The organism is Nocardioides segetis (assembly GCF_051390595.1).
GTDB lineage: Bacteria > Actinomycetota > Actinomycetes > Propionibacteriales > Nocardioidaceae > Nocardioides.
In genome coordinates, this window is record NZ_JBNINR010000005.1 from 369,455 (window position 1) to 387,581 (window position 18,127).

Genomic DNA, 18,127 nt, shown 5'->3' on the forward strand with positions numbered 1-18,127 from the left:
GAACATCAGGCGCCGTGGCCGCAGACCCCGGCTCACCAGCCGCGCTCGGCCAGCCGATGGGGCTGCGGGATCTCCTCGACGTTGATGCCGACCATCGCCTCGCCCAGGCCTCGCGACACCTTCGCGACCACGTCCGGGTCGTCGTAGAACGTCGTCGCCTTCACGATCGCCTCGGCCCGCTGCGCCGGGTTGCCCGACTTGAAGATCCCCGAGCCCACGAACACACCCTCGGCACCCAGCTGCATCATCATCGCGGCGTCCGCCGGGGTCGCGATCCCGCCGGCGGTGAACAGCACCACCGGGAGCTTGCCCGTGCGAGCCACCTCGACCACCAGGTCGTACGGCGCCTGCAGCTCCTTCGCCGCGACGTACAGCTCGTCGTCGGCCAGCGAGCCGAGCCGGCGGATCTCGGCCCGGATCGTGCGCATGTGGGTCACCGCGTTGGACACGTCACCCGTGCCGGCCTCGCCCTTCGAGCGGATCATCGCCGCGCCCTCGGTGATCCGCCGCAGCGCCTCGCCCAGGTTGGTCGCGCCGCACACGAACGGCACCGTGAAGGCCCACTTGTCGATGTGGTTCGCATAGTCCGCCGGGGTCAGCACCTCCGACTCGTCGATGTAGTCCACACCCAGCGACTGCAGCACCTGCGCCTCGGCGAAGTGACCGATCCGGGCCTTGGCCATCACCGGGATCGACACCGCCGCGATGATCCCGTCGATCATGTCCGGGTCGCTCATCCGCGACACCCCGCCCTGGGCGCGGATGTCGGCCGGGACCCGCTCCAGCGCCATCACCGCGACCGCGCCGGCGTCCTCGGCGATCTTCGCCTGCTCCGGGGTCACCACGTCCATGATGACGCCACCCTTGAGCATCTCGGCCATGCCGCGCTTGACCCGGGTGGTGCCGTGCTCCTGCTGCTCGCTCATGTCGCGAGTCTACGACTCGCGGGGCCACGCTACGCGGGAGTCTCACCCTCGGACGCGAGCGCCTGACGGCGTACCTTCAGCACCCGGAAGACCACGGTGTAGGTGCTCGCCAGGGCCAGTGCCCACAGCGTGACGTACATCAGGATCGGGAGGTCAAACAGGGCGCCGAGACCGGTCATCACGAGGATCGAGACCAGCCGGTCGGCGCGCTCGGCGAGACCGCCCTTCGCGTCCATGCCGAGGGACTCGGCACGGGCCCGCGCGTAGGAGGTGACCGACCCCATCACCAGACACCACAGGGTGACGCACAGGTAGAGGTAGCTGTCGCCCTGGTCCTCGCCGGTGCCGGCGAAGTAGAGCGCCAGACCGCCGAAGATCGCGCCGTCGCCGATCCGGTCGAGCGTCGAGTCCCAGAACGCCCCGAACTTCGAGACCCGGCCGGTCTCGCGCGCCATCCGGCCGTCGATCAGGTCGCTGAAGACGAAGGCGGTGATGAACAGGACGCCGATCAGCAGCTCGCCCTGCGGAAAGAAGATCAGGGCTCCGGCGCTGACGCCCAGCGTGCCGACGAGCGTCACCGCGTCCGGGCTGACGCCCAGCCGGATCAGCAGGCGCACCACGGGGTGCAGCACGGTCCCGGCCCAGAACTCCTTGAAGCGATCCAACACGGGTCAGGAACCTACTCGATGGTCACGTCGCGGGCGCCATCTGCCAGGCGTCGGCGAGCAGGCTGCGGGTCTCCCCCAGCAGCTGCGGCAGGGTCTTCGTGCCGCCGATGACGGTCATGAAGTTGGCGTCGCCGGACCAGCGCGGAACCACGTGCTGGTGCAGATGGCCCGACAGGGATCCGCCGGCGGCGCCGCCGAGGTTGAGTCCGACGTTGAACGCGTGCGGCTGGGCGACCGCGCGGATCGTGCGCAGGGCCGCCTTGGTCAGCGCCGTCACCTCCTCGGTCTCCTCGTCGTCGAGGTCGAGGTAGTCGGCGACGTGCCGATAGGGCAGCACCATCAGGTGTCCGGGGTTGTAGGGATAGAGGTTGAGCACCACGTACGCCGTGCGGCCCCGGACGACGACCAGCTCGTCGTCGGTGGACGTGGCGGGGTCCGAGGTGATCCGACAGAACGGGCATGCCGGGCGCGGGTCGGCGTGGGCGGGCTCGTCGGCCGGGTCGGCCTCGCCCCGGACGTAGGCCATCCGGTGCGGCGTCCAGAGCCGCTCGAGGCCGTCGGGGCCGGGGGTGGGCCGGCTCATGCGTCGCCCTCCCCGTTGCGTTCCACGTCGCGCTCGGTCTCGGCCGGCCCGAGGGCCTGCAGCAGCTCCGCGACCGGGAGGTCGGGCAGGTTGAGCCCCCGGGCGAGTGCCATGCCGTTGATCTGCAGCCAGATCGACTCCGACAAGATGTTGACGCAGGTCTCGATGCCCGGCTCGCGCACCTCGCGCTCGAGCCACCGGCGGACGGCGGCGAAGACGGCGCCGATCATGCCGAACACCCACGGGTCGAGCGCCGCCCGGTCGTCGTCGGTCAGCTCGACGCCCAGCGCGGCGACGACGACCGCCATGATCCCCTCGATGCCCTCGGCGACCTGCTCGACGGCCTGGCTGAGCGGGCTGGGTCCCCAGCCGGCGAGGTCGCGCTCGGCGAACCAGTAGAGGGTGGGGTGCGCCTCGGCCCAGCGCACGAAGCTGCCGACGATGCGGTGGATGATCTGGTCCGGCGTGCCGTCGTACGACAGCGCGGGAAGCAGCTCGTTGCCGACGTGCTCGCAGATCTGCCGCTGCACGGCGCGGTCGAGGTCGGCGCGGTCCTCGAAGTGGCGGTAGATGACCGTACGGCTCATCCCGGCCTCGTCGGCGACCGCCTGGACCTGGAACTCCTCGCCCGGAGCCTGACGCTCGAGCACGGCGATCGCCGCGTCGATGATCACCTGGCGACGCACCTGGTTGTGCTCCTGCCAGCGCCGCCGACGGCCGTCGAGCGGCTCCGTCTCCACACCCTCCGAGGTCACTGGCAAACCCTCTCACGTCCCGTCCCGGGCCTCCGCGCGGTCACGAGAACCGGTGGAACCACCGGCCGAGATCGGCGGCGATCCCGGGACAGGTCACGTTCTGGTCGCGCTGCTGCTCCACCCACTGTCCCATCACGGCGGTGCCGCCCTGGATGGACCAGTCGGGGCCACATCGGTCGAGCGCCTCGGCCCGCGACGTCTGCCCGGCGGCCCGCCACTCGGGCACGCCGCCGAGGCTGAGCTCACCGACGACGCGCCGGTAGAGGCTGGGCGTGGAGTAGACGCCGATGGCGTAGCCCGCGTCGGTGTAGCCGCGCGCCACGCCCTCGATCACGGCCGCGTTGGCCTGCAGGTCGCTGCTCCAGTCGAACATCGGCACCGGCTCGACGTCGATCCACACGATCGGGCTGAGCAGCCCCACCTGTCCCATCGTCCCGATGTTGTAGCGGGCCTGCTGGTAGCCCACGTTACGCAGCCGGCCGAGCCGGTCGCTCGCGTCGTAGGGACCGTCGGCGCCGTACTTCTCGAGCGTCGCCCGGCTCGGGTAGCTCGACACGGCGTAGACCGCGACGAGCACGTCGTTGTCCTTCGCCCACGCCACCTGGTCGGACAGGCACGGGTTGGGGGTGAAGCCCGGTCCGTTGGTGAGCCCCAGGACGACGTACTCGGCCTCGGGCAGCGGCATCGGCATCCCGAGGCCCTGCTTCTCCGGGATGCCCGTGCCGGGCGGGCACTGCGGCCAGCTCACGTCGCCGCCGAGCACCTCGCCGTCGCGGGGGGCGATGTCGCTGGTCGCCCTCCCGCCGGCCTCGCGTGCCGCCTCCTCGGCGAGCTTGGCGAGGTCGCTCGCGTCGGCGCCCGGATCGCCGGCGTCACCGGCGGGCCCGCCCTCGTCGACGGGCGCTGCGGTGGTCGGCGCGCTCGAGGGGGGCCGTGGCGGCGCGGCGGACGGCGACGACCCGCCGCAGGCCGTCAGCACCGCGGCGGCCAGCGCCGTCGCAGCCGCGAGCGCCACCCGCCGACCGGCGTCCCCCATGACGCCGACCATCGCTCAGACCTGCTCGCGCGCGTCGACCGCGGCGACCACGCGGGCGACCGCCTCGGCGATCGGTACGCCGTTGTCCTGGCGCCCGTCGCGGTAGCGGAAGCTCACCGCGCCGGCCTCGACGTCCTGGTCACCGGCGATGACCATGAACGGCACCTTCTGCAGCTGGGCGTTGCGGATCTTCTTCTGCATCCGGTCGTCGGACTCGTCGATCTCGACCCGGATCCCGTGCTTCTTCAGCTCCGCGGCCACCTCGTGGAGGTAGTCGACGTGCCGCTCGGCGATCGGGATCCCCTGCACCTGGACGGGAGCCAGCCACGGAGGGAAGGCACCGGCGTAGTGCTCGACCAGGACGCCCATGAACCGCTCGATCGACCCGAACTTGGCCGAGTGGATCATCACCGGCTGCTGGCGGCTGCCGTCGGCGGCGACGTACTCGAGGTCGAACCGGTCGGCCGAGGGCTGGTTGAAGTCGTACTGCACGGTGCCCATCTGCCAGGTGCGGCCGATGGCGTCCTTGGCCTGCACCGAGATCTTCGGGCCGTAGTACGCCGCGCCGCCCGGGTCGGGGACGAGCTCGAGCCCGGTCGCGCGGGCGACGTCCTCGAGCACCTGGGTCGCCTTGGCCCAGTCCTCGTCGGAGCCGATGAACTTGTCCTTGGACTCGTCGCGGGTGGACAGCTCGAGGTAGAAGTCCTCGATGCCGAAGTCGCGCAGCAGGCTGAGCATGAAGTTGAGCAGGTGCTCGACCTCGGCGGGCGCCTGCTCCGGGGTGACGTAGGAGTGCGAGTCGTCCTGTGCGAAGCCGCGCACGCGGGTGAGGCCGTGGATCACGCCGGACTTCTCGTGGCGGTAGACGTGGCCGAACTCGAACAGCCGCAGCGGCAGCTCGCGGTAGGAGCGCTGCCGCGAGCGGAAGATCAGGTTGTGCATCGGGCAGTTCATCGCCTTGAGGCGGTACTCCATGCCGTCGACGTCGAGGGCGGGGTACATCCCCTCGCCGTAGTAGGGCAGGTGGCCGGAGGTGTAGAACAGCCCCTCCTTGGCGATGTGCGGCGTGCCGACGTACTCGAAGCCCTCGGCGATGTGGCGCTCGCGGACGTAGTCCTCCATCGCCCGCTTGATCACGCCGCCCTTGGGGTGGAACACCGGCAGGCCGGAGCCGATCTCGTCGGGGAAGCTGAACAGGTCGAGCTCGCGGCCGAGCTTGCGGTGGTCGCGGCGCTCGGCCTCCTCGAGGCGGTGCAGGTGGGCGTCGAGCTCGTCCTTGCTCGGCCAGGCGGTGCCGTAGATGCGCTGGAGCTGCTTGTTCTTCTCGTCGCCGCGCCAGTACGCCGCCGCGCTCCGCATCAGCTTGAACGCGGGGATCCGCTTGGTGGTCGGCAGGTGCGGGCCCCGGCAGAGGTCCTTCCAGGCGACCTCGCCGTTGCGGTTGATGTTGTCGTAGATGGTCAGCTCGCCGGCACCGACCTCGGCGGAGGCTCCCTCGGCGGCCTCGCCGGCGTTGCCCTTGAGGCCGATCAGCTCGACCTTGTAGGGCTCGTCGGCCAGCTCGACCAGCGCGTCCTCGTCGGTGGTGACCCGGCGGTCGAAGCGCTGGTTCTCCTTGATGATCTTGCGCATCGCGGTCTCGAGCTTCGCGAGGTCCTCGGGCACGAACGGGGTCGCGACGTCGAAGTCGTAGTAGAAGCCGTCCTGGATCGGCGGGCCGATGCCGAGCTTGGCCTCGGGGAAGACCTGCTGCACCGCCTGCGCCAGCACGTGGGCGGTGGAGTGCCGCAGGATGTCGAGGCCGTCGGGGCTGCCGATCAGCACGCCCTCTACCTCGTCGCCGTCGGCCAGCTCGTAGGAGAGGTCCTTGAGCTGTCCGGCCACGCGGGCCGCGATCACGTCCGCCTCGTCGCGGAAGAGCTCCCACGCCTTCGTGCCCGTGGTGACCGTCTGCTCCTGGCGTGCGTCAGGACTGAGTACGGCGACCTTGATGTCGGACACGGAGGTGCTCCCTCGGGTGGTTCGTGGCGGCGGCGCGACCGGTCGGCGCACCGGGTCACGATCGTACCGAGCGGACCGCACCCGCCGCGCGGCAGTTGCCGGAGCCGGCTCACCCGTGTGAACCCGCCGCTGCGGCGTACTGAACGAGCATGGCCCACAACCAGACCCTGCACTTCACCACACCCGGACTCGACGAGAAGGCGGCCGGTCGCGTCGTCGAGCTGCTCCAGAGCCGTCTCGACGCGTGCACCGACCTGCACCTGACGCTCAAGCACGTGCACTGGAACGTCGTCGGCCCGCACTTCATCGCCGTCCACGAGATGCTCGACCCGCAGGTCGACACCGTCCGCGGCTTCGCCGACGACCTCGCCGAGCGGATCGCCACCCTCGGCGGCTCGCCCCAGGGCACGCCCGGCGCCCTCGTCGCCCGCCGCCCCTGGGACGACTACGAGATCGGCCGTGCCACGACCCAGCAGCACCTCGCCGCCCTCGACGTCGTCTACCAGGGCGTGATCTCCACCTACCGCGACGGCATCAAGGAGCTCGACGACCTCGACCTGGTCACCCAGGACATGTTCATCGCGCAGACCGAGCAGCTGGAGCTGTTCCACTGGTTCATCCGGGCGCACCTGGAGGACACCGGTGGGCGGCTCAGCACCGCCGGCGACGCCACCGAGAAGGACGCCGCCGCCGACGCCTGAGCGGGCTCAGAGCTTCTCGCAGGCGATGCCGTCCTTGTCGCGGTCGCTCTTCGCGTTGGCCTTGTAGAGCTTCGCGTTGCGCGTGAAGTTCGTGACCTTGGTGCCCGACGTCTTGTCGACCGCGCCGGGCTTGCCCACGCCGTGCGGGTGCACCTTGTTGAGCGCGGTGCAGTTCCGGTAGGTCTTCGGCGCGGCCGCGTCGGCCGGCGAGGCGAGGGCGACCGAGGCGGGCACCACCAGGGCGACGGCGGCGAGGACAGCGGCGATACGACGGCTCTTCACGGCGCCGCAGCCTAGGGCGCGTCGACCTCCCCTGTCCGCCGAATGCGGCAGCTCGTGGATCTCGCGGCGCCGTACCCTCGTCGCATGCGGTTCTGGGACGACCGGGTCGTGCCGGTCCTCGTCGAGAAGACCCTCTCCACCGGTCCGGTGCGCAAGGAGCGGCAGGAGGTCTGCGCCGGACTGGCCGGCCAGGTGCTGGAGGTCGGCTTCGGCTCCGGCCTCAACATCGCCCACTACCCCGCGGCCGTCACCGGAGTCGCCGCGGTGGAGCCGTCCGACCGCGGCTGGGAGCTGTCCGCCCGGCGGCGGGCTGCCGCGCCGGTCCCGGTGGCCCGGATCGGGCTCGACGGACAGGATGTCGCGGCCGCCGACCACAGCTTCGACCACGCGCTCGTCACGTTCTCCCTGTGCACGATCCCGGATCCGGTCCGGGCCCTGCGAGAGGTACGACGCCTGGTCCGGCCGGGCGGCACCCTCGCCTTCCTGGAGCACGGCCTCTCCCCCGACGCCCGGGTCGCCCGCTGGCAGCACCGGCTCGACCCGCTCGAGAGGCGGGTCGCCGGCGGCTGCCACCTCACCCACGACATCCCCGCGCTGCTCGCCGACGCCGGGTTCGCCACCGCCACGCTCGCGACGGCGTACCTGCCCGGGCCGGCGCCCATGCGGCCGTGGGGCTACCTCTACCGCGGCACGGCGACGGCGCGGGGCTGACCGGGGCCGACGAACGCAACAGCCTCCGGTCCGCGGTGCGGCCGGAGGCTGTGGGTTCCCGGTGGGCGATACTGGGTTCGAACCAGTGACCTCTTCGGTGTGAACGAAGCGCGCTACCACTGCGCCAATCGCCCGGGGCGGTCCGTGAGGAACCGCGGTCGGAGACTCTAACGCATCTCGCGACCGCGGCTCACATCGGGGACCTCCCCACGGGCCCTCTCGCCCTGGTCAGCCGAGGTGATGGACCTCCTGCAGCCGGTGCACCGGGGTGTCGATCCCGACGTGGCGGGCCTTCAGCTGGAGCGCCAGGTAGAGCGAGTAGTGGCGTGACTGGTGCAGGTTGCCGCCGTGGAACCAGAGGTTCTCCTGCTGGGTCGGCTTCCACATGTTGCGCTGCTCGCCCTCCCACGGACCGGGGTCCTTCGTCGTGTCGGAGCCGAGGCCCCACACCTTCCCGACGCGATCGGCGACCTCCTGGCTGATCAGGTCCGCCGCCCAGCCGTTCATCGAGCCGTAGCCGGTGGCGTAGACGACCAGGTCGGCCGGCAGCTCGGTGCCGTCGGCGAGGAGCACGGACGTCTCGGTGAGGCGGTCGACCTGGCCCTTGGCCAGCTTCACGTCGCCATTGGCCACCAGCTCGGCGGCGCCGACGTCGATGTAGTAGCCCGAGCCGCGGCGCAGGTACTTCATGAACAGGCCCGACCCGTCGTCGCCCCAGTCCAGGTCGAAGCCGGCCGCCTCCATCCGGTCGTAGAAGTCCCGGTCGCGCTCGCGCATCCGGTCGTAGAGCGGGATCTGGAACTCGTGCATGATCCGGTACGGCAGCGAGGCGAAGATCAGGTCCGCCTTCTCGGTGGTGACGCCGTTCTCCAGCGCCCGCTCGGAGTAGAGGTCGCCCAGGCCGATGTCCATGAGGGTGTCGCTCTTGACGATGTGGGTCGACGAGCGCTGCACCATCGTCACGTCCGCGCCGGTCTCCCACAGCGCGCCGCAGATGTCGAAGGCCGAGTTGTTGCTGCCGATCACGACGACCCGCTTGCCGGCGTACGCGTCGGGGCCGGGGTGCTGGGAGGAGTGGTGCTGCTCGCCCTGGAAGACGTCCCTGCCGGGCAGGTCGGGGATGTTCGGCTTGCCGGACATGCCGGTCGCCAGCACCAGGTGCGTCGGCTTGAGCACGAGCGGCTTGCCCTCGCGCTCGAGGTGCACGGTCCACTCCCCCGCCGCCTCGTCGTAGGACGCCTTCGTGGCGACGGTGTTCGACCAGTACGGCACCTCCATCACCCGGGTGTAGAACTCCAGCCAGTCGCCGACCTTGTCCTTGGGCGCGAAGACCGGCCAGTTGTCCGGGAACTTGAGGTAGGGCAGGTGGTCGTACCAGACCGGGTCGTGCAGGCACAGCGACTTGTAGCGGTTGCGCCACTGGTCGCCGGGACGCGGGTGCTTATCGATGACGAGCGCCGGGACGCCGAGCTGGCGCAGTCGCGCGCCGAGCGCGATGCCGCCCTGGCCGCCGCCGACGACGAGGACGTAGGGCTGGGTGTCGACGCCGATGGCCGCCTCCTCGGCCTGGCGCCGCTCCAGCCAGGTCACCCGCTCCTTGGTCGCGCCGTGCTCGGCGCCCATCGGGCGTCGTACGCCTCGGGGCTCCTCGTGGCCCTTCAGCTCGTAGAGGGTGGTGAGGAAGGTCCACGCCTTGGGGCCCTCGCCGTCACCGGCGTCGACGACCCGCACCAGGCCGCGCCCCCGGCCCACCGCGGTCTCGAACTCGAACCAGGCCGTGGTGACGCCGTCGACGGTGTCCGCCGGCTCCGTGAGCCGGAAGCCGCGCGGGTCGACGCGGTCGAGGGTCGCCGCGAGCAGGTCGGCGACCCCGTCGGGGTTCTCGACGGTCGTGAGGTTCCAGGAGAAGGCGATCAGGTCGCGCCAGAAGCTGGTCGCGGCGAACAGGTGGGACGCACGGTCGATGTCGCGGGCGGTCAGGGCGTCCTCGAAGGCGGCGAACCAGACGGTGGCGGGGTCCTCGGTCGGTGTGGTGGCGGCCGTCGTGACGGGCCGGTCGTCGAGCTGGGTCATGCCGAGAAGGAGACCGCCGGCGGTCAGGTCGCCGGAACCGTTGCACGTTGTTGCATGTGGCCCCCATCACATCGGGCCGCCTACTGTGGAGACATGGCCACGCACGACCTCGCGATGCGGGCCCGCGACCTGGTCCGGATCCACGACGCGGTGCTCTCCGGCGCTGCGCCGCCCGAGCGGCCGCGGGCCGTCGTCGCGCGGTCGTGGACCCGGGTGCTGGGTCTCGGGATCGACCCGGACGGCCGCAACGGCCGCGACCCGCTCACGCCTGCCGACGTCGACGAGCGGCGGCGTGCGTCGCGCCTGGCGCTGGTCATCGACGAGATCCGCGAGCTGCTGCTCTCGGCGGCCGATGCCTCGAACTATCTCGTCGTCGTGGCCGACGCGGACGGCATCGTGCTGTGGCGCAGCGGCTCGCCGAGGGTGAAGCGCCAGGCCGACGGGCTGGGGTTCACCGAGGGCGCACTGTGGACCGAGGGCGCTGTCGGCACCAACGCGATCGGCACCGCGCTCGCCGAGGCCGCGCCGGTCCAGCTGTTCTCGGCCGAGCACTTCGAGAACGCGCAGGTGCCCTGGTACTGCACCGCCTCGCCCATCCACGATCCGATCGACGGCTCGCTGATCGGCATCGTCGACGTCAGCGGCCCCGCCCTCACCCTGCATCCGGCGATCGAGGCCCTGGTGACGGCGTCGGTCCGACTCGCCGAAGCCCGGTTGTGGCGCCACCACGAGGAGCGCCTCGAGCAGCTGCGACGTACGGCGGAGCCGCTGTTGTCCGGCGCCAACGGGCCGCTGCTGGTGGTCGATGACCACGGCTGGGTCGCGGCCCACCAGGGGGTGGCCGTCCGCGACCGGGTCGAGGCGCCGCAGGCCGACCGGGCGCTCGCCGTACCCGGCCTCGGGCTGTGCCTGCCCGAGCGCCTGCGCGGCGGCTGGCTGATCCGGCCCTCGTCATCCGGCCACGTGCTCGACGCCGTCCTCGACCTCGGCGCCGGCCCCGCCACGCTCGAGGTCCGCGGTGGCGAGTCGCCGTGGCGGGTGGCGCTCACGCCCCGCCACGCCGACCTGCTCGCCGCCATCGCGGCCGCCGGCACGGCCGGGGCGTCGGCGAGCCTCCTGAGCCACCGGCTCTACGGCGACGGCGAGCACCAGGTCACGGTGCGCGCGGAGGTCTCGCGGATGCGCCGGGTGCTGGGCGCGCTGCTCGCGACGAACCCGTACCGACTGGGCGAGGGCGTGTCGCTGCGCGTGGTCGGCGCCCGGACGCGATGACGCGCGACGTCGTCCTGGTCCTGGCGACGCTGAGCACGGGGCTGTCCGCGGGGGTGTTCCTGCTCTACGCCCACACGGTGATGCCCGGGCTGCGGCGCACCGACGACCGCACCTTCGTCGGCGCGTTCCAGGCGATCGACCGGGCGATCATCAACCCCGTCTTCCTGCTCGGGAGCTTCTTCGGCGCACCGCTGCTGCTCGCCGTCGGCGCGGCGCTGAGCCTCTCCGGGCCGGAGCAGGACGCCCTCCCCTGGCTGCTCGCCGCCCTGGTCCTGCACCTCGTCGTCGTGGCGATCACGGTCGCGGTGCATCTGCCCCTCAACGACCGACTCAAGGCCGCGGGCGAGCCGGACGCGATCGACGTCGCGGCGGCGCGAGCCGACTTCTCGGAGACGCGCTGGGTGCGGGCCAACCTCGTCCGCGTGGCTCTCGACCTGGCCGCCTTCGCCGCCTCGTGCGTCGCGCTCGTGGCGGGCCGCTGAGCCCGCGCTCAGCGATCGAGGCCGAGGAGCCCTGCCTCCCGCTCGCGCCAGGCGGCCGCGGCTGCACGCGTGACGGGTCCGGGCGCCGGCAGGTCCCGGTCGTCCCAGCGATGGACGCCCTGCACGTCGCGGGTCGTGGAGACGAGGAAGATCTCGTCGGCCCCGGCGGCCACCTCCATCGGCTCGTCCACCTCGGTCGCGCCGAACCACTCCAGCACCAGGGCCCGGGTCACACCGGCGAGGCAGCCACTGGCCAGGGTGGGGGTGCGCAGCTCGCCCTCCACCACGTAGAACACGTTCGTCCCGGTCCCCTCGCACAGGTCGCCCGCCAGGTTGCCGAAGACGGCCTCGCTGGCACCCTTCTCGCGTGCCGCCGCCAGCGCGACCACGTTCTCGGCGTACGACGTCGTCTTCAGCCCGGCCAGCGGCCCCCGCTCGTTGCGCGGCCACGGCACGGTGATCACCGCCGTCGTCTCCGGAGCCGGCGCCATGGGGGCGGCGACCACGATGAGCGTCAGCGGGTCCTCGCCACGACCACTGCCCAGCGGTGCGTTGCCTCCGGTGACGGTGATCCGCAGCCGGCCGAGCGCCAACGGCTCCCCCTCGAGCACGGCGGCGACCCCGCGCCGTACCTCCTCGATGTCGAGGCCCTCCAGGCCCAGCCCCCGCGCCGAGCGCGCCAGCCGGTCGAGGTGGCGGCGCAGCGCGAACGGCTGCCCCTGGACGACCTTGACCGCCTCGAAGACCGCGTCCCCCACCGTCAGCCCGTGGTCGGTCACCGGCACCGCCGGAGCCGTCGGGTCGGACAGGACCTGACCGTTGATCCACACGCGCATGGGACCAGCCTAGGAGGCCCCGACATGCCGAAAGTGGACCCCCGTTTTGGCGCCGTTCACGGGATCGGCTAATGTTCTCAACCGCACCGCAGAGCGGGCCGCAAGGCCGGCGAAACGATGCAAAGCGGACGTAGCTCAGTTGGTAGAGCGCAACCTTGCCAAGGTTGAGGTCGCGAGTTCGAGCCTCGTCGTCCGCTCGGAGTGGTCAGACCCACTGCCTGACCAGGCCAGTGCGTAGGGCCATCGCGGTGGGTTGGCCGAGAGGCGAGGCAACGGACTGCAAATCCGTGTACACGGGTTCAAATCCCGTACCCACCTCCACCACAACTCCACAGGGGCGATTGGCGCAGCGGTAGCGCGCTTCCTTGACACGGAAGAGGTCACTGGTTCAAACCCAGTATCGCCCACCACATTCAGGCGTAAATGCCCCTGTACGTCGGGGTCATGGTGCAGCATGAGTCATCATGAAATGGCTGACGCAATGGCTGACGGCCTCCAGTACGCCGGGCCAAGCGGCATGACTCGGTCCGAGTACGGCACTGGAAGCAGGTATCAACGGTCCTCGGACTGGCGCTGGCTCGCCACGTTCGAGTCCGGCTACACCGCCTCGGGTGGCCGGAAGCGGACCACGGTCACCACCAAGGGCTGCGTGGGTGGCTGCCCGGATCGCTGCAAGCACATCGCCGCGCTCAACCGGAAGATCCGCGACAAGAAGGTCGAGCTCGAGCGGGAGGGCCACCGCAACGTCAAACGCACCACCTCGGTCGCGAAGTGGTCCGAGGTCTGGCTGGAGATGATCCAAGCCAAGGTCCGGCCGTCGGCCTACGAGACCGACAAGGCGGCCATGCGCGCCGTCGTCGCGGCGATCGGCGCCGTCAAGCTCGCCGACCTCACGCCCGCCGACATCCGCGCAGTGGCGGCTTACCTGCGGCGCAACGGCAAGTCCACCTCCACGGCCCTGCGCTACCACGGCTCCCTGATTCGGATGCTCAAGGCCGCCAGTCTCGACGGCTATGCGATCCCACCCAACGTCCTGCTCGCCGAGAAACCAAAGAAAGCGGTCGACGACAGGCGGGCTGTCCCCCTGGTCGACGCGATCAAGGTGCTTGAACACGTCGCGCGGCTTCCCGACGGATCCCGCTGGGCACTAGCGTTCCTCCAGGGACTCCGACAGGCCGAAGCGCTCGGGCTGACCTGGAACCAAGTCGATCTCGACGCGGGCACGTTGACGGTGTCCTGGCAGGCCAAGGCACTCCGTTACATCGACCGGTCAGACCCTAGCGCCGGCTTCGCGATGCCCGACGGTTACGAGGTTCGCCACCTCGTCGGATCTACCCACCTCGTCCGGCCGAAGTCGGCTGCCGGTTGGCGCGTTCAGCCGCTCGTGCCGTGGGCGGTCAACGCCCTTCGAACCTGGCGCGAGAAGGCCCCCGAGAACCCGCATGGGCTCGTCTGGCCCGGCCGCACCATCAAGGGCGAGACGTGGCCCCGCAACGCCGCCAGCGACCGCGACCAGTGGGAGGCGGTCCAGGCAGCCGTCGGGATCAGTCACCCAGCCGGTCGTCCGTTCCATGTCCACGAGATCCGCCACGGGACGGCGACACTGCTCATGGAACTCGGGGTTCCGGAGTCGGTGCGGATCGCGATCATGGGGCACTCGTCGATTGCCGTCACCCGCGGCTATGAGTTCGTCGACATCTCACAGGCACGCCAAGCGCTCGAGCAGGCAGCCGAACGGCTGGCCCTCACTCCCCCGTCCTAGACGAGGATCGTGTCCATTTGTTCGGTCAGCCAGGCGCGCTCACTGGGCCGCAGCGCCGAAAGCCGAACGTGGAACATCGTCTCGTCGACCCACAGGTCATGCGCGACCTTCTCGACGTCGGCGTTGTGCCAGGCCATCACGTGCCCGATGCGCCGCACCGAAGGCAGGAGCTTGCGAGCGGCGAGGCGGTCCACCAGGAGTTCCTCGCGCATCTCGCAGCCCCTCGGCGCCGGCCCCCGCAGCACATGGTGCCGCTCGTGCTCGATGGTGCAGCGACGCTCAGCTTCGTTCATCCCGTTGGCTAGGTAGACCGTCATCGCGTCGAAGTCGGTGTGCCCCCAGACGCCGAATGGGAGGTCATCGGTCCACACGATCTTCCAGTCCGTGAGGAGCCCGAAAGCCTTCCAGGGGTGGTGTCGGTGATGCCGTCGGTCGCGCATGACCGGGATCGTAAAGAGAGTGGCCGACAGATCACTCAGGCCGCGGTGCGTCGGAATCCTCGCCGCGCTCGCGCGCGGTCGGCTTCCCGGTCTTGCGCGCCGCCCGCTTGATCCCCGAGGGGCCAGCGGCGGGCGGGCGCGGAGGCAACTGAACTACTGATCCACCGCCCTCGCCGGGCGGCTCACTGGTGGCGGCGGCACCATGTGCCCCACCTCCCTCCTTGACGATGGCCTTGATCAAGTCGTCCAAGGCGTTCCTGATGTCCTGCGACAGCTGTCCGGCCTCGCTCACCGGGACCCATGGCCCCAGTTCACCGGCCGGCTTGCCGACGGCCTTGCGGAGCTCGGTCACGGGCACACCGAAGATTTCCGACCACACCGTCAACACGTTGTCGGTCGGGTTCTTGGCGTGCCGCCCCTTGAGCGCCTTGTAGGCGTTCGCCCTAGCCGTGTCGCTCACTTCGACGCCACGATCGCGGGCAGCCTGGATCAACTGGTCAACGCTTCGGTCTCCCTTGGCGTCGTTCAGCAGGTCGGATAGCGCGGTCACGTTTACAACTCTCGTCAGGGAAGGCGTGCGGCCGCAACCAGCCTTGTGCGCGGCTATGCACAAACTACAGCGCTGTCAGACGGGGGCGACGCTCAGATTCCCTACAACGTGGGGTTGCTTTCGTGCAGGATCGACTGCACACTAGTGGCATGTCGTTGACCACTTGCGACACAAAGCCCTACAGTCGGAGGACCCCAATGCAGCCAGATCAGTGGAGGCTCACGGTGAAGCTGAAGTCGCACCGCGCTCTTCTCGAGTACATGCAGTTCCATCGGATCGGGACGGCCTACGAGCTCGCACGTCGCGCCAACCTCAAGCCCGGAGTAGTTGGACACCTGGTCGCCCGGCGTCGGACGTCGTGTTCGCTTCAGACGGCTCGCGCCATCGAGGAGGCGCTCCAGTGTCCCCCGGGCTTCCTTTTCGAGCCCCGAATGTCGCAAGTGGCCGACACCAAGCGACTGGCCCCGACCAGATGAGCACGCCCCTCTCCTACTCGATGGCCGGAGCAGTCGCTGCCACGGGTCTGTCGAAGTCGACGCTTGAGCGCGCCATCAAGGCCGGTCGCCTCCGGGCCAAGAAGAGTGACCAGGACGAGGACGGCAACCCGACCGGCGTGTGGGTCATTACCCACGAGGCGCTGATGGCCTTCGTCGACGGGCTGGTGGACGCATGAGCCTCCCCGCCTACTTCTGGTCCAAGGTCGAAAAGACCGAGACTTGCTGGAACTGGACCGCGACCGCCAACCGAGGTGGGTACGGCCGATTCGGCGACACGCGCGCCGCCGCGCGCAACGGCTACGGCACGACGCTCGCCCATCGAATCGCCTGGCAGGACGTGAATGGCCCGGTGCCGGACGGCCTCGAACTCGACCATCTCTGCAACAACCCCGCCTGCGTCCGCCCAGACCATCTGGAACCGGTGACCCATACCGAGAACATGCGCCGACGCTACGAGCGCCGCGAGACCTGCCCGAATGGACACCCGATCACTCCCGAAACGCGCGTCCCGCACTACGACGTCGATCACGGTGACCGCTGTCTGCCCTGTCGTCGCAAGTCGAACCGCGAATCGGTCCGCCGTCAGCGCGCTCGAAAGATCCCCGCCGGGCAGATCGTTCCTTGGGATGTCCGAGTCTGGGCATGGGCCAATGGCTACGAGTGCGGCCGAAAAGGTCAGGTGCCCAAGCGCATCGTCGCGGACTATCTCGCGGCTACCGCACAGGAGCGTGCCGCATGACCACCCTCGCCTTCCCCTGCCTGAACCGCGCCCACTCTCCGCGCCTGGTCGCTGGTGTCGGCTGGTCGTGCCCGGACTGTGTGGCGGCGAACGAGACGGCTCGTGAGGTCGAGGAGGTCAACCTGCCGCCGTCCGATGCCGAGTGGTCGACCTTCACGGCTGCTCTTCGTCTGGCTCGTCGTGCGGACGGGACGGTGCATCAGTGCGATGTCCGTCCGCACATTCGGGGCCGGATCGAGCCTAAGCGGATCGGCCAGCTTTGGCGGCGTGCTCGTAGTGAGCGGCTGGTGGTCGAGGTCGGCCACGAGCGGAGCAATGACATCGAGGGCCGGAATGCCGGGCGCATGGAGCCCTACTACGAACTCAGGAGCGCAGCATGAGCACCGCTCTCGATGTCCGTCCGGCCGCCACTTCTTCCGTCGATGAGGACCTGGACCACTTCTTCTGCTGCTCGCCGACTGTCGCTCTTTGTGGCGCGGATCTGACGGACGTCGCCGAGTGCATGCCGGATTGTTCGCACCCAGAGTGCGAGCGGTGTGCACCGCTGGTCGAGGCGACGTGCATCTTGTGTGGCCGCGACCTTGATGACCCATGTGCGTGTGGAGGGTGTCCGTGACCTCTCCCCCTGCGCACCTCGCCGTCCCTGACGAACCGGCCGTCTGCACCAAGCCGGATGCCGAACTGGCTTTCCTCATTCGTGAGGCTCGTGCGCTGGATCCTGCTCTGCGGGACGTCGGGAAGGCGCGGCTGTTGCGGATGGCTCGTGAGTTCGCTGTGGCTCGGGAGCTGGATCTTCGGGACCGGGATGCGCGTCGTGCTGCCAGTGATGAGTTCGGTGCGTGGCTGCGTCGTCGTGGGGATCTGATCCAGCCGCGGTCGAAGCGGAAGTTCCGTGTGGGCGAGCCGGGTTGGCGCACTCGCTCCTGACCCCTGAACACACCAGCGCCGCACCCAGACCTCCAAGCCGTAGGTGCGGCACCAGACAAGGAGAACGATACAGATGGACACGATCATTGCCCCGCCGCCGGTCTACAGGCACGGCGCCCAGCTCGCTTGGTTGTTCGCGCAGGCGCATGAGCGGGAGATGCCGCCGCCCGACCAGGTGAGTTTCACGAACAACGAGTGGGAGCACCATCCCGCGATCGGCCTGAACTTCAAGTCGTTGGCGGATCTGTCGGCGTGGGCTCTGTGGGCTGATGCGTCGATCGAGGATCTGATCGGCAACGAGGACAGGTTCCTTGGCTATGGCTTCGATGGCGAGGTCAACGAGGTGCGTGTGTCGTGCCGGTACTTCACGGATGAGCGGGAGGTGTCGGCGTGAGTGTGACGTCTGCTCTGGATGCGGCGATGCACCGTTTCGGCGTGCTGGTGGGCGAGGTGCCGGTTGGCATGGCGCCGGAGGATGGCGCTGCTCGGCTGAGCATGTCCCTCCTTCCCGGTTTCGGCATCAGCGGGAATCCGGGGCAGGTGCGCGCGTTCAACGCGCACGCTGTCTATGCGCGGTTCGCGCGTGAGGTGGTCGCCGAGGCTGGACCGGCGGTGCTGGCGGAGATCGTGCACACGGTCGAGCGGAGTGCTGCGTTGACTCGCGGGGTGCTGCCTGGCCCGACGCTCGCTGATGGTCTGGCGCATCTGACTGCGGCCGGCCCTGAGTGCATTGCGACGGCGCCGGGATACGCCGACATGGACCCCGAGTGGGTTCACGGGTCGTTCTGGTGCGCGTTGCACGATGGTGGAGATGGGAGGGCGTCGTGAGCGCGCACGTCTACCTCGATGTCGACGGTGTACTCAATGCGGTCACGACGGCCCGGGT

General features: G+C 70.0%; 21 protein-coding genes and 4 tRNA genes. 13 read left to right on the top strand and 12 right to left on the bottom strand.

From position 1 onward, the window contains the following. Positions 1-32: 32 nt before the first annotated feature. From pdxS to thrS, 6 genes are read right to left on the bottom strand one after another with little or no spacing between them, the layout of a single operon-like run. Positions 33-926, bottom strand: coding sequence for a pyridoxal 5'-phosphate synthase lyase subunit PdxS (gene pdxS / locus ACPZVR_RS12440; protein WP_436699904.1), 894 nt, complete (start codon positions 924-926; stop codon positions 33-35). Between the two features lie 29 nt (positions 927-955). Continuing rightward, positions 956-1,594, bottom strand: coding sequence for a phosphatidylinositol phosphate synthase (pgsA, locus tag ACPZVR_RS12445; RefSeq protein ID WP_436699905.1), 639 nt, complete (start codon positions 1,592-1,594; stop codon positions 956-958). Positions 1,595-1,616: 22 nt separating this feature from the next. Continuing rightward, on the bottom strand, positions 1,617-2,177 hold the full coding sequence (locus ACPZVR_RS12450) for an HIT family protein (RefSeq protein ID WP_436699906.1): 561 nt from the start codon (positions 2,175-2,177) through the stop codon (positions 1,617-1,619). Beyond that, positions 2,174-2,932: a TetR/AcrR family transcriptional regulator gene (locus tag ACPZVR_RS12455; protein WP_436699907.1), complete on the bottom strand. Its 759-nt coding sequence runs from the start codon at positions 2,930-2,932 to the stop codon at positions 2,174-2,176. The genes ACPZVR_RS12450 and ACPZVR_RS12455 overlap by 4 nt, the downstream gene beginning before the upstream one ends. Positions 2,933-2,972: 40 nt before the next feature. After that, positions 2,973-3,968, bottom strand: a complete 996-nt coding sequence (locus tag ACPZVR_RS12460) for a glycoside hydrolase family 25 domain-containing protein (protein WP_436699908.1) — start codon at positions 3,966-3,968, stop codon at positions 2,973-2,975. Between the two features lie 15 nt (positions 3,969-3,983). Continuing rightward, complete coding sequence (gene thrS / locus ACPZVR_RS12465; RefSeq protein ID WP_436699909.1) at positions 3,984-5,969, bottom strand: threonine--tRNA ligase; 1,986 nt, start codon at positions 5,967-5,969, stop codon at positions 3,984-3,986. A 149-nt stretch (positions 5,970-6,118) separates the two neighbouring features. Between thrS and ACPZVR_RS12470 the strand changes: the two genes are divergently transcribed. Further along, positions 6,119-6,670 carry a Dps family protein gene (locus ACPZVR_RS12470; protein WP_436699910.1) on the top strand — a complete coding sequence of 184 codons (552 nt, stop codon included), beginning with the start codon at positions 6,119-6,121 and terminating at the stop codon, positions 6,668-6,670. A 6-nt stretch (positions 6,671-6,676) separates the two neighbouring features. Here ACPZVR_RS12470 and ACPZVR_RS12475 read toward each other — a convergent pair whose 3' ends face one another. Beyond that, complete coding sequence (locus ACPZVR_RS12475) at positions 6,677-6,952, bottom strand: excalibur calcium-binding domain-containing protein (protein WP_436699911.1); 276 nt, start codon at positions 6,950-6,952, stop codon at positions 6,677-6,679. Between the two features lie 84 nt (positions 6,953-7,036). Here ACPZVR_RS12475 and ACPZVR_RS12480 point away from each other — a divergent pair, with 84 nt between their 5' ends. Continuing rightward, positions 7,037-7,663 carry a class I SAM-dependent methyltransferase gene (locus tag ACPZVR_RS12480; protein ID WP_436699912.1) on the top strand — a complete coding sequence of 209 codons (627 nt, stop codon included), beginning with the start codon at positions 7,037-7,039 and terminating at the stop codon, positions 7,661-7,663. Positions 7,664-7,725: 62 nt separating this feature from the next. Here ACPZVR_RS12480 and ACPZVR_RS12485 read toward each other — a convergent pair. Further along, positions 7,726-7,797: transfer RNA gene (locus tag ACPZVR_RS12485), tRNA-Val, on the bottom strand. A gap of 94 nt (positions 7,798-7,891) precedes the next feature. Then, on the bottom strand, positions 7,892-9,736 hold the full coding sequence (locus tag ACPZVR_RS12490) for a flavin-containing monooxygenase (RefSeq protein WP_436699913.1): 1,845 nt from the start codon (positions 9,734-9,736) through the stop codon (positions 7,892-7,894). A gap of 93 nt (positions 9,737-9,829) precedes the next feature. On the opposite strand from ACPZVR_RS12490, the gene ACPZVR_RS12495 reads away from it, so the two are divergent. Continuing rightward, a complete protein-coding gene (locus tag ACPZVR_RS12495) occupies positions 9,830-11,008 on the top strand; it encodes a GAF domain-containing protein (RefSeq protein ID WP_436699914.1) in 1,179 nt (392 codons plus the stop codon). Beyond that, positions 11,005-11,490, top strand: coding sequence for an anthrone oxygenase family protein (locus tag ACPZVR_RS12500; RefSeq protein WP_436699915.1), 486 nt, complete (start codon positions 11,005-11,007; stop codon positions 11,488-11,490). The genes ACPZVR_RS12495 and ACPZVR_RS12500 overlap by 4 nt, the downstream gene beginning before the upstream one ends. 8 nt (positions 11,491-11,498) lie before the next feature. Here the strand turns inward: ACPZVR_RS12500 and ACPZVR_RS12505 are convergent, their stop codons facing one another. Continuing rightward, positions 11,499-12,326 (bottom strand): aminotransferase class IV, encoded by an 828-nt coding sequence (locus ACPZVR_RS12505; protein WP_436699916.1) that lies wholly within the window; start codon positions 12,324-12,326, stop codon positions 11,499-11,501. A gap of 124 nt (positions 12,327-12,450) precedes the next feature. On the opposite strand from ACPZVR_RS12505, the gene ACPZVR_RS12510 reads away from it, so the two are divergent. From ACPZVR_RS12510 to ACPZVR_RS12525, 4 genes are all read left to right on the top strand, one after another. Beyond that, a tRNA-Gly gene (locus ACPZVR_RS12510) sits at positions 12,451-12,523 on the top strand. Positions 12,524-12,573: 50 nt separating this feature from the next. After that, positions 12,574-12,647 (top strand) — tRNA-Cys (locus tag ACPZVR_RS12515). Between the two features lie 14 nt (positions 12,648-12,661). Continuing rightward, positions 12,662-12,736, top strand: a tRNA-Val gene (locus ACPZVR_RS12520). A gap of 71 nt (positions 12,737-12,807) precedes the next feature. Continuing rightward, positions 12,808-14,088: a tyrosine-type recombinase/integrase gene (locus ACPZVR_RS12525; protein WP_436699917.1), complete on the top strand. Its 1,281-nt coding sequence runs from the start codon at positions 12,808-12,810 to the stop codon at positions 14,086-14,088. On the opposite strand, the gene ACPZVR_RS12530 is transcribed toward ACPZVR_RS12525, so the two are convergent. Next, positions 14,085-14,528: a hypothetical protein gene (locus ACPZVR_RS12530; RefSeq protein WP_436699918.1), complete on the bottom strand. Its 444-nt coding sequence runs from the start codon at positions 14,526-14,528 to the stop codon at positions 14,085-14,087. The genes ACPZVR_RS12525 and ACPZVR_RS12530 overlap by 4 nt on opposite strands. Positions 14,529-14,559: 31 nt before the next feature. Then, positions 14,560-15,078, bottom strand: coding sequence for a hypothetical protein (locus ACPZVR_RS12535; RefSeq protein ID WP_436699919.1), 519 nt, complete (start codon positions 15,076-15,078; stop codon positions 14,560-14,562). Between the two features lie 472 nt (positions 15,079-15,550). On the opposite strand from ACPZVR_RS12535, the gene ACPZVR_RS12545 reads away from it, so the two are divergent. From ACPZVR_RS12545 to ACPZVR_RS12565, 5 genes are all read left to right on the top strand, one after another. Continuing rightward, positions 15,551-15,751 (top strand): hypothetical protein, encoded by a 201-nt coding sequence (locus ACPZVR_RS12545; protein ID WP_436699920.1) that lies wholly within the window; start codon positions 15,551-15,553, stop codon positions 15,749-15,751. Further along, positions 15,748-16,314 carry an HNH endonuclease gene (locus tag ACPZVR_RS12550; RefSeq protein ID WP_436699921.1) on the top strand — a complete coding sequence of 189 codons (567 nt, stop codon included), beginning with the start codon at positions 15,748-15,750 and terminating at the stop codon, positions 16,312-16,314. The genes ACPZVR_RS12545 and ACPZVR_RS12550 overlap by 4 nt, the downstream gene beginning before the upstream one ends. Then, positions 16,311-16,694, top strand: a complete 384-nt coding sequence (locus tag ACPZVR_RS12555) for a hypothetical protein (RefSeq protein WP_436699922.1) — start codon at positions 16,311-16,313, stop codon at positions 16,692-16,694. Before ACPZVR_RS12550 ends, ACPZVR_RS12555 begins: the two co-directional genes overlap by 4 nt. Before the next feature lie 620 nt (positions 16,695-17,314). Then, positions 17,315-17,635 (top strand): hypothetical protein, encoded by a 321-nt coding sequence (locus ACPZVR_RS12560; protein ID WP_436699923.1) that lies wholly within the window; start codon positions 17,315-17,317, stop codon positions 17,633-17,635. Continuing rightward, positions 17,632-18,069 (top strand): hypothetical protein, encoded by a 438-nt coding sequence (locus ACPZVR_RS12565; RefSeq protein WP_436699924.1) that lies wholly within the window; start codon positions 17,632-17,634, stop codon positions 18,067-18,069. Before ACPZVR_RS12560 ends, ACPZVR_RS12565 begins: the two co-directional genes overlap by 4 nt. Positions 18,070-18,127: the final 58 nt, after the last annotated feature.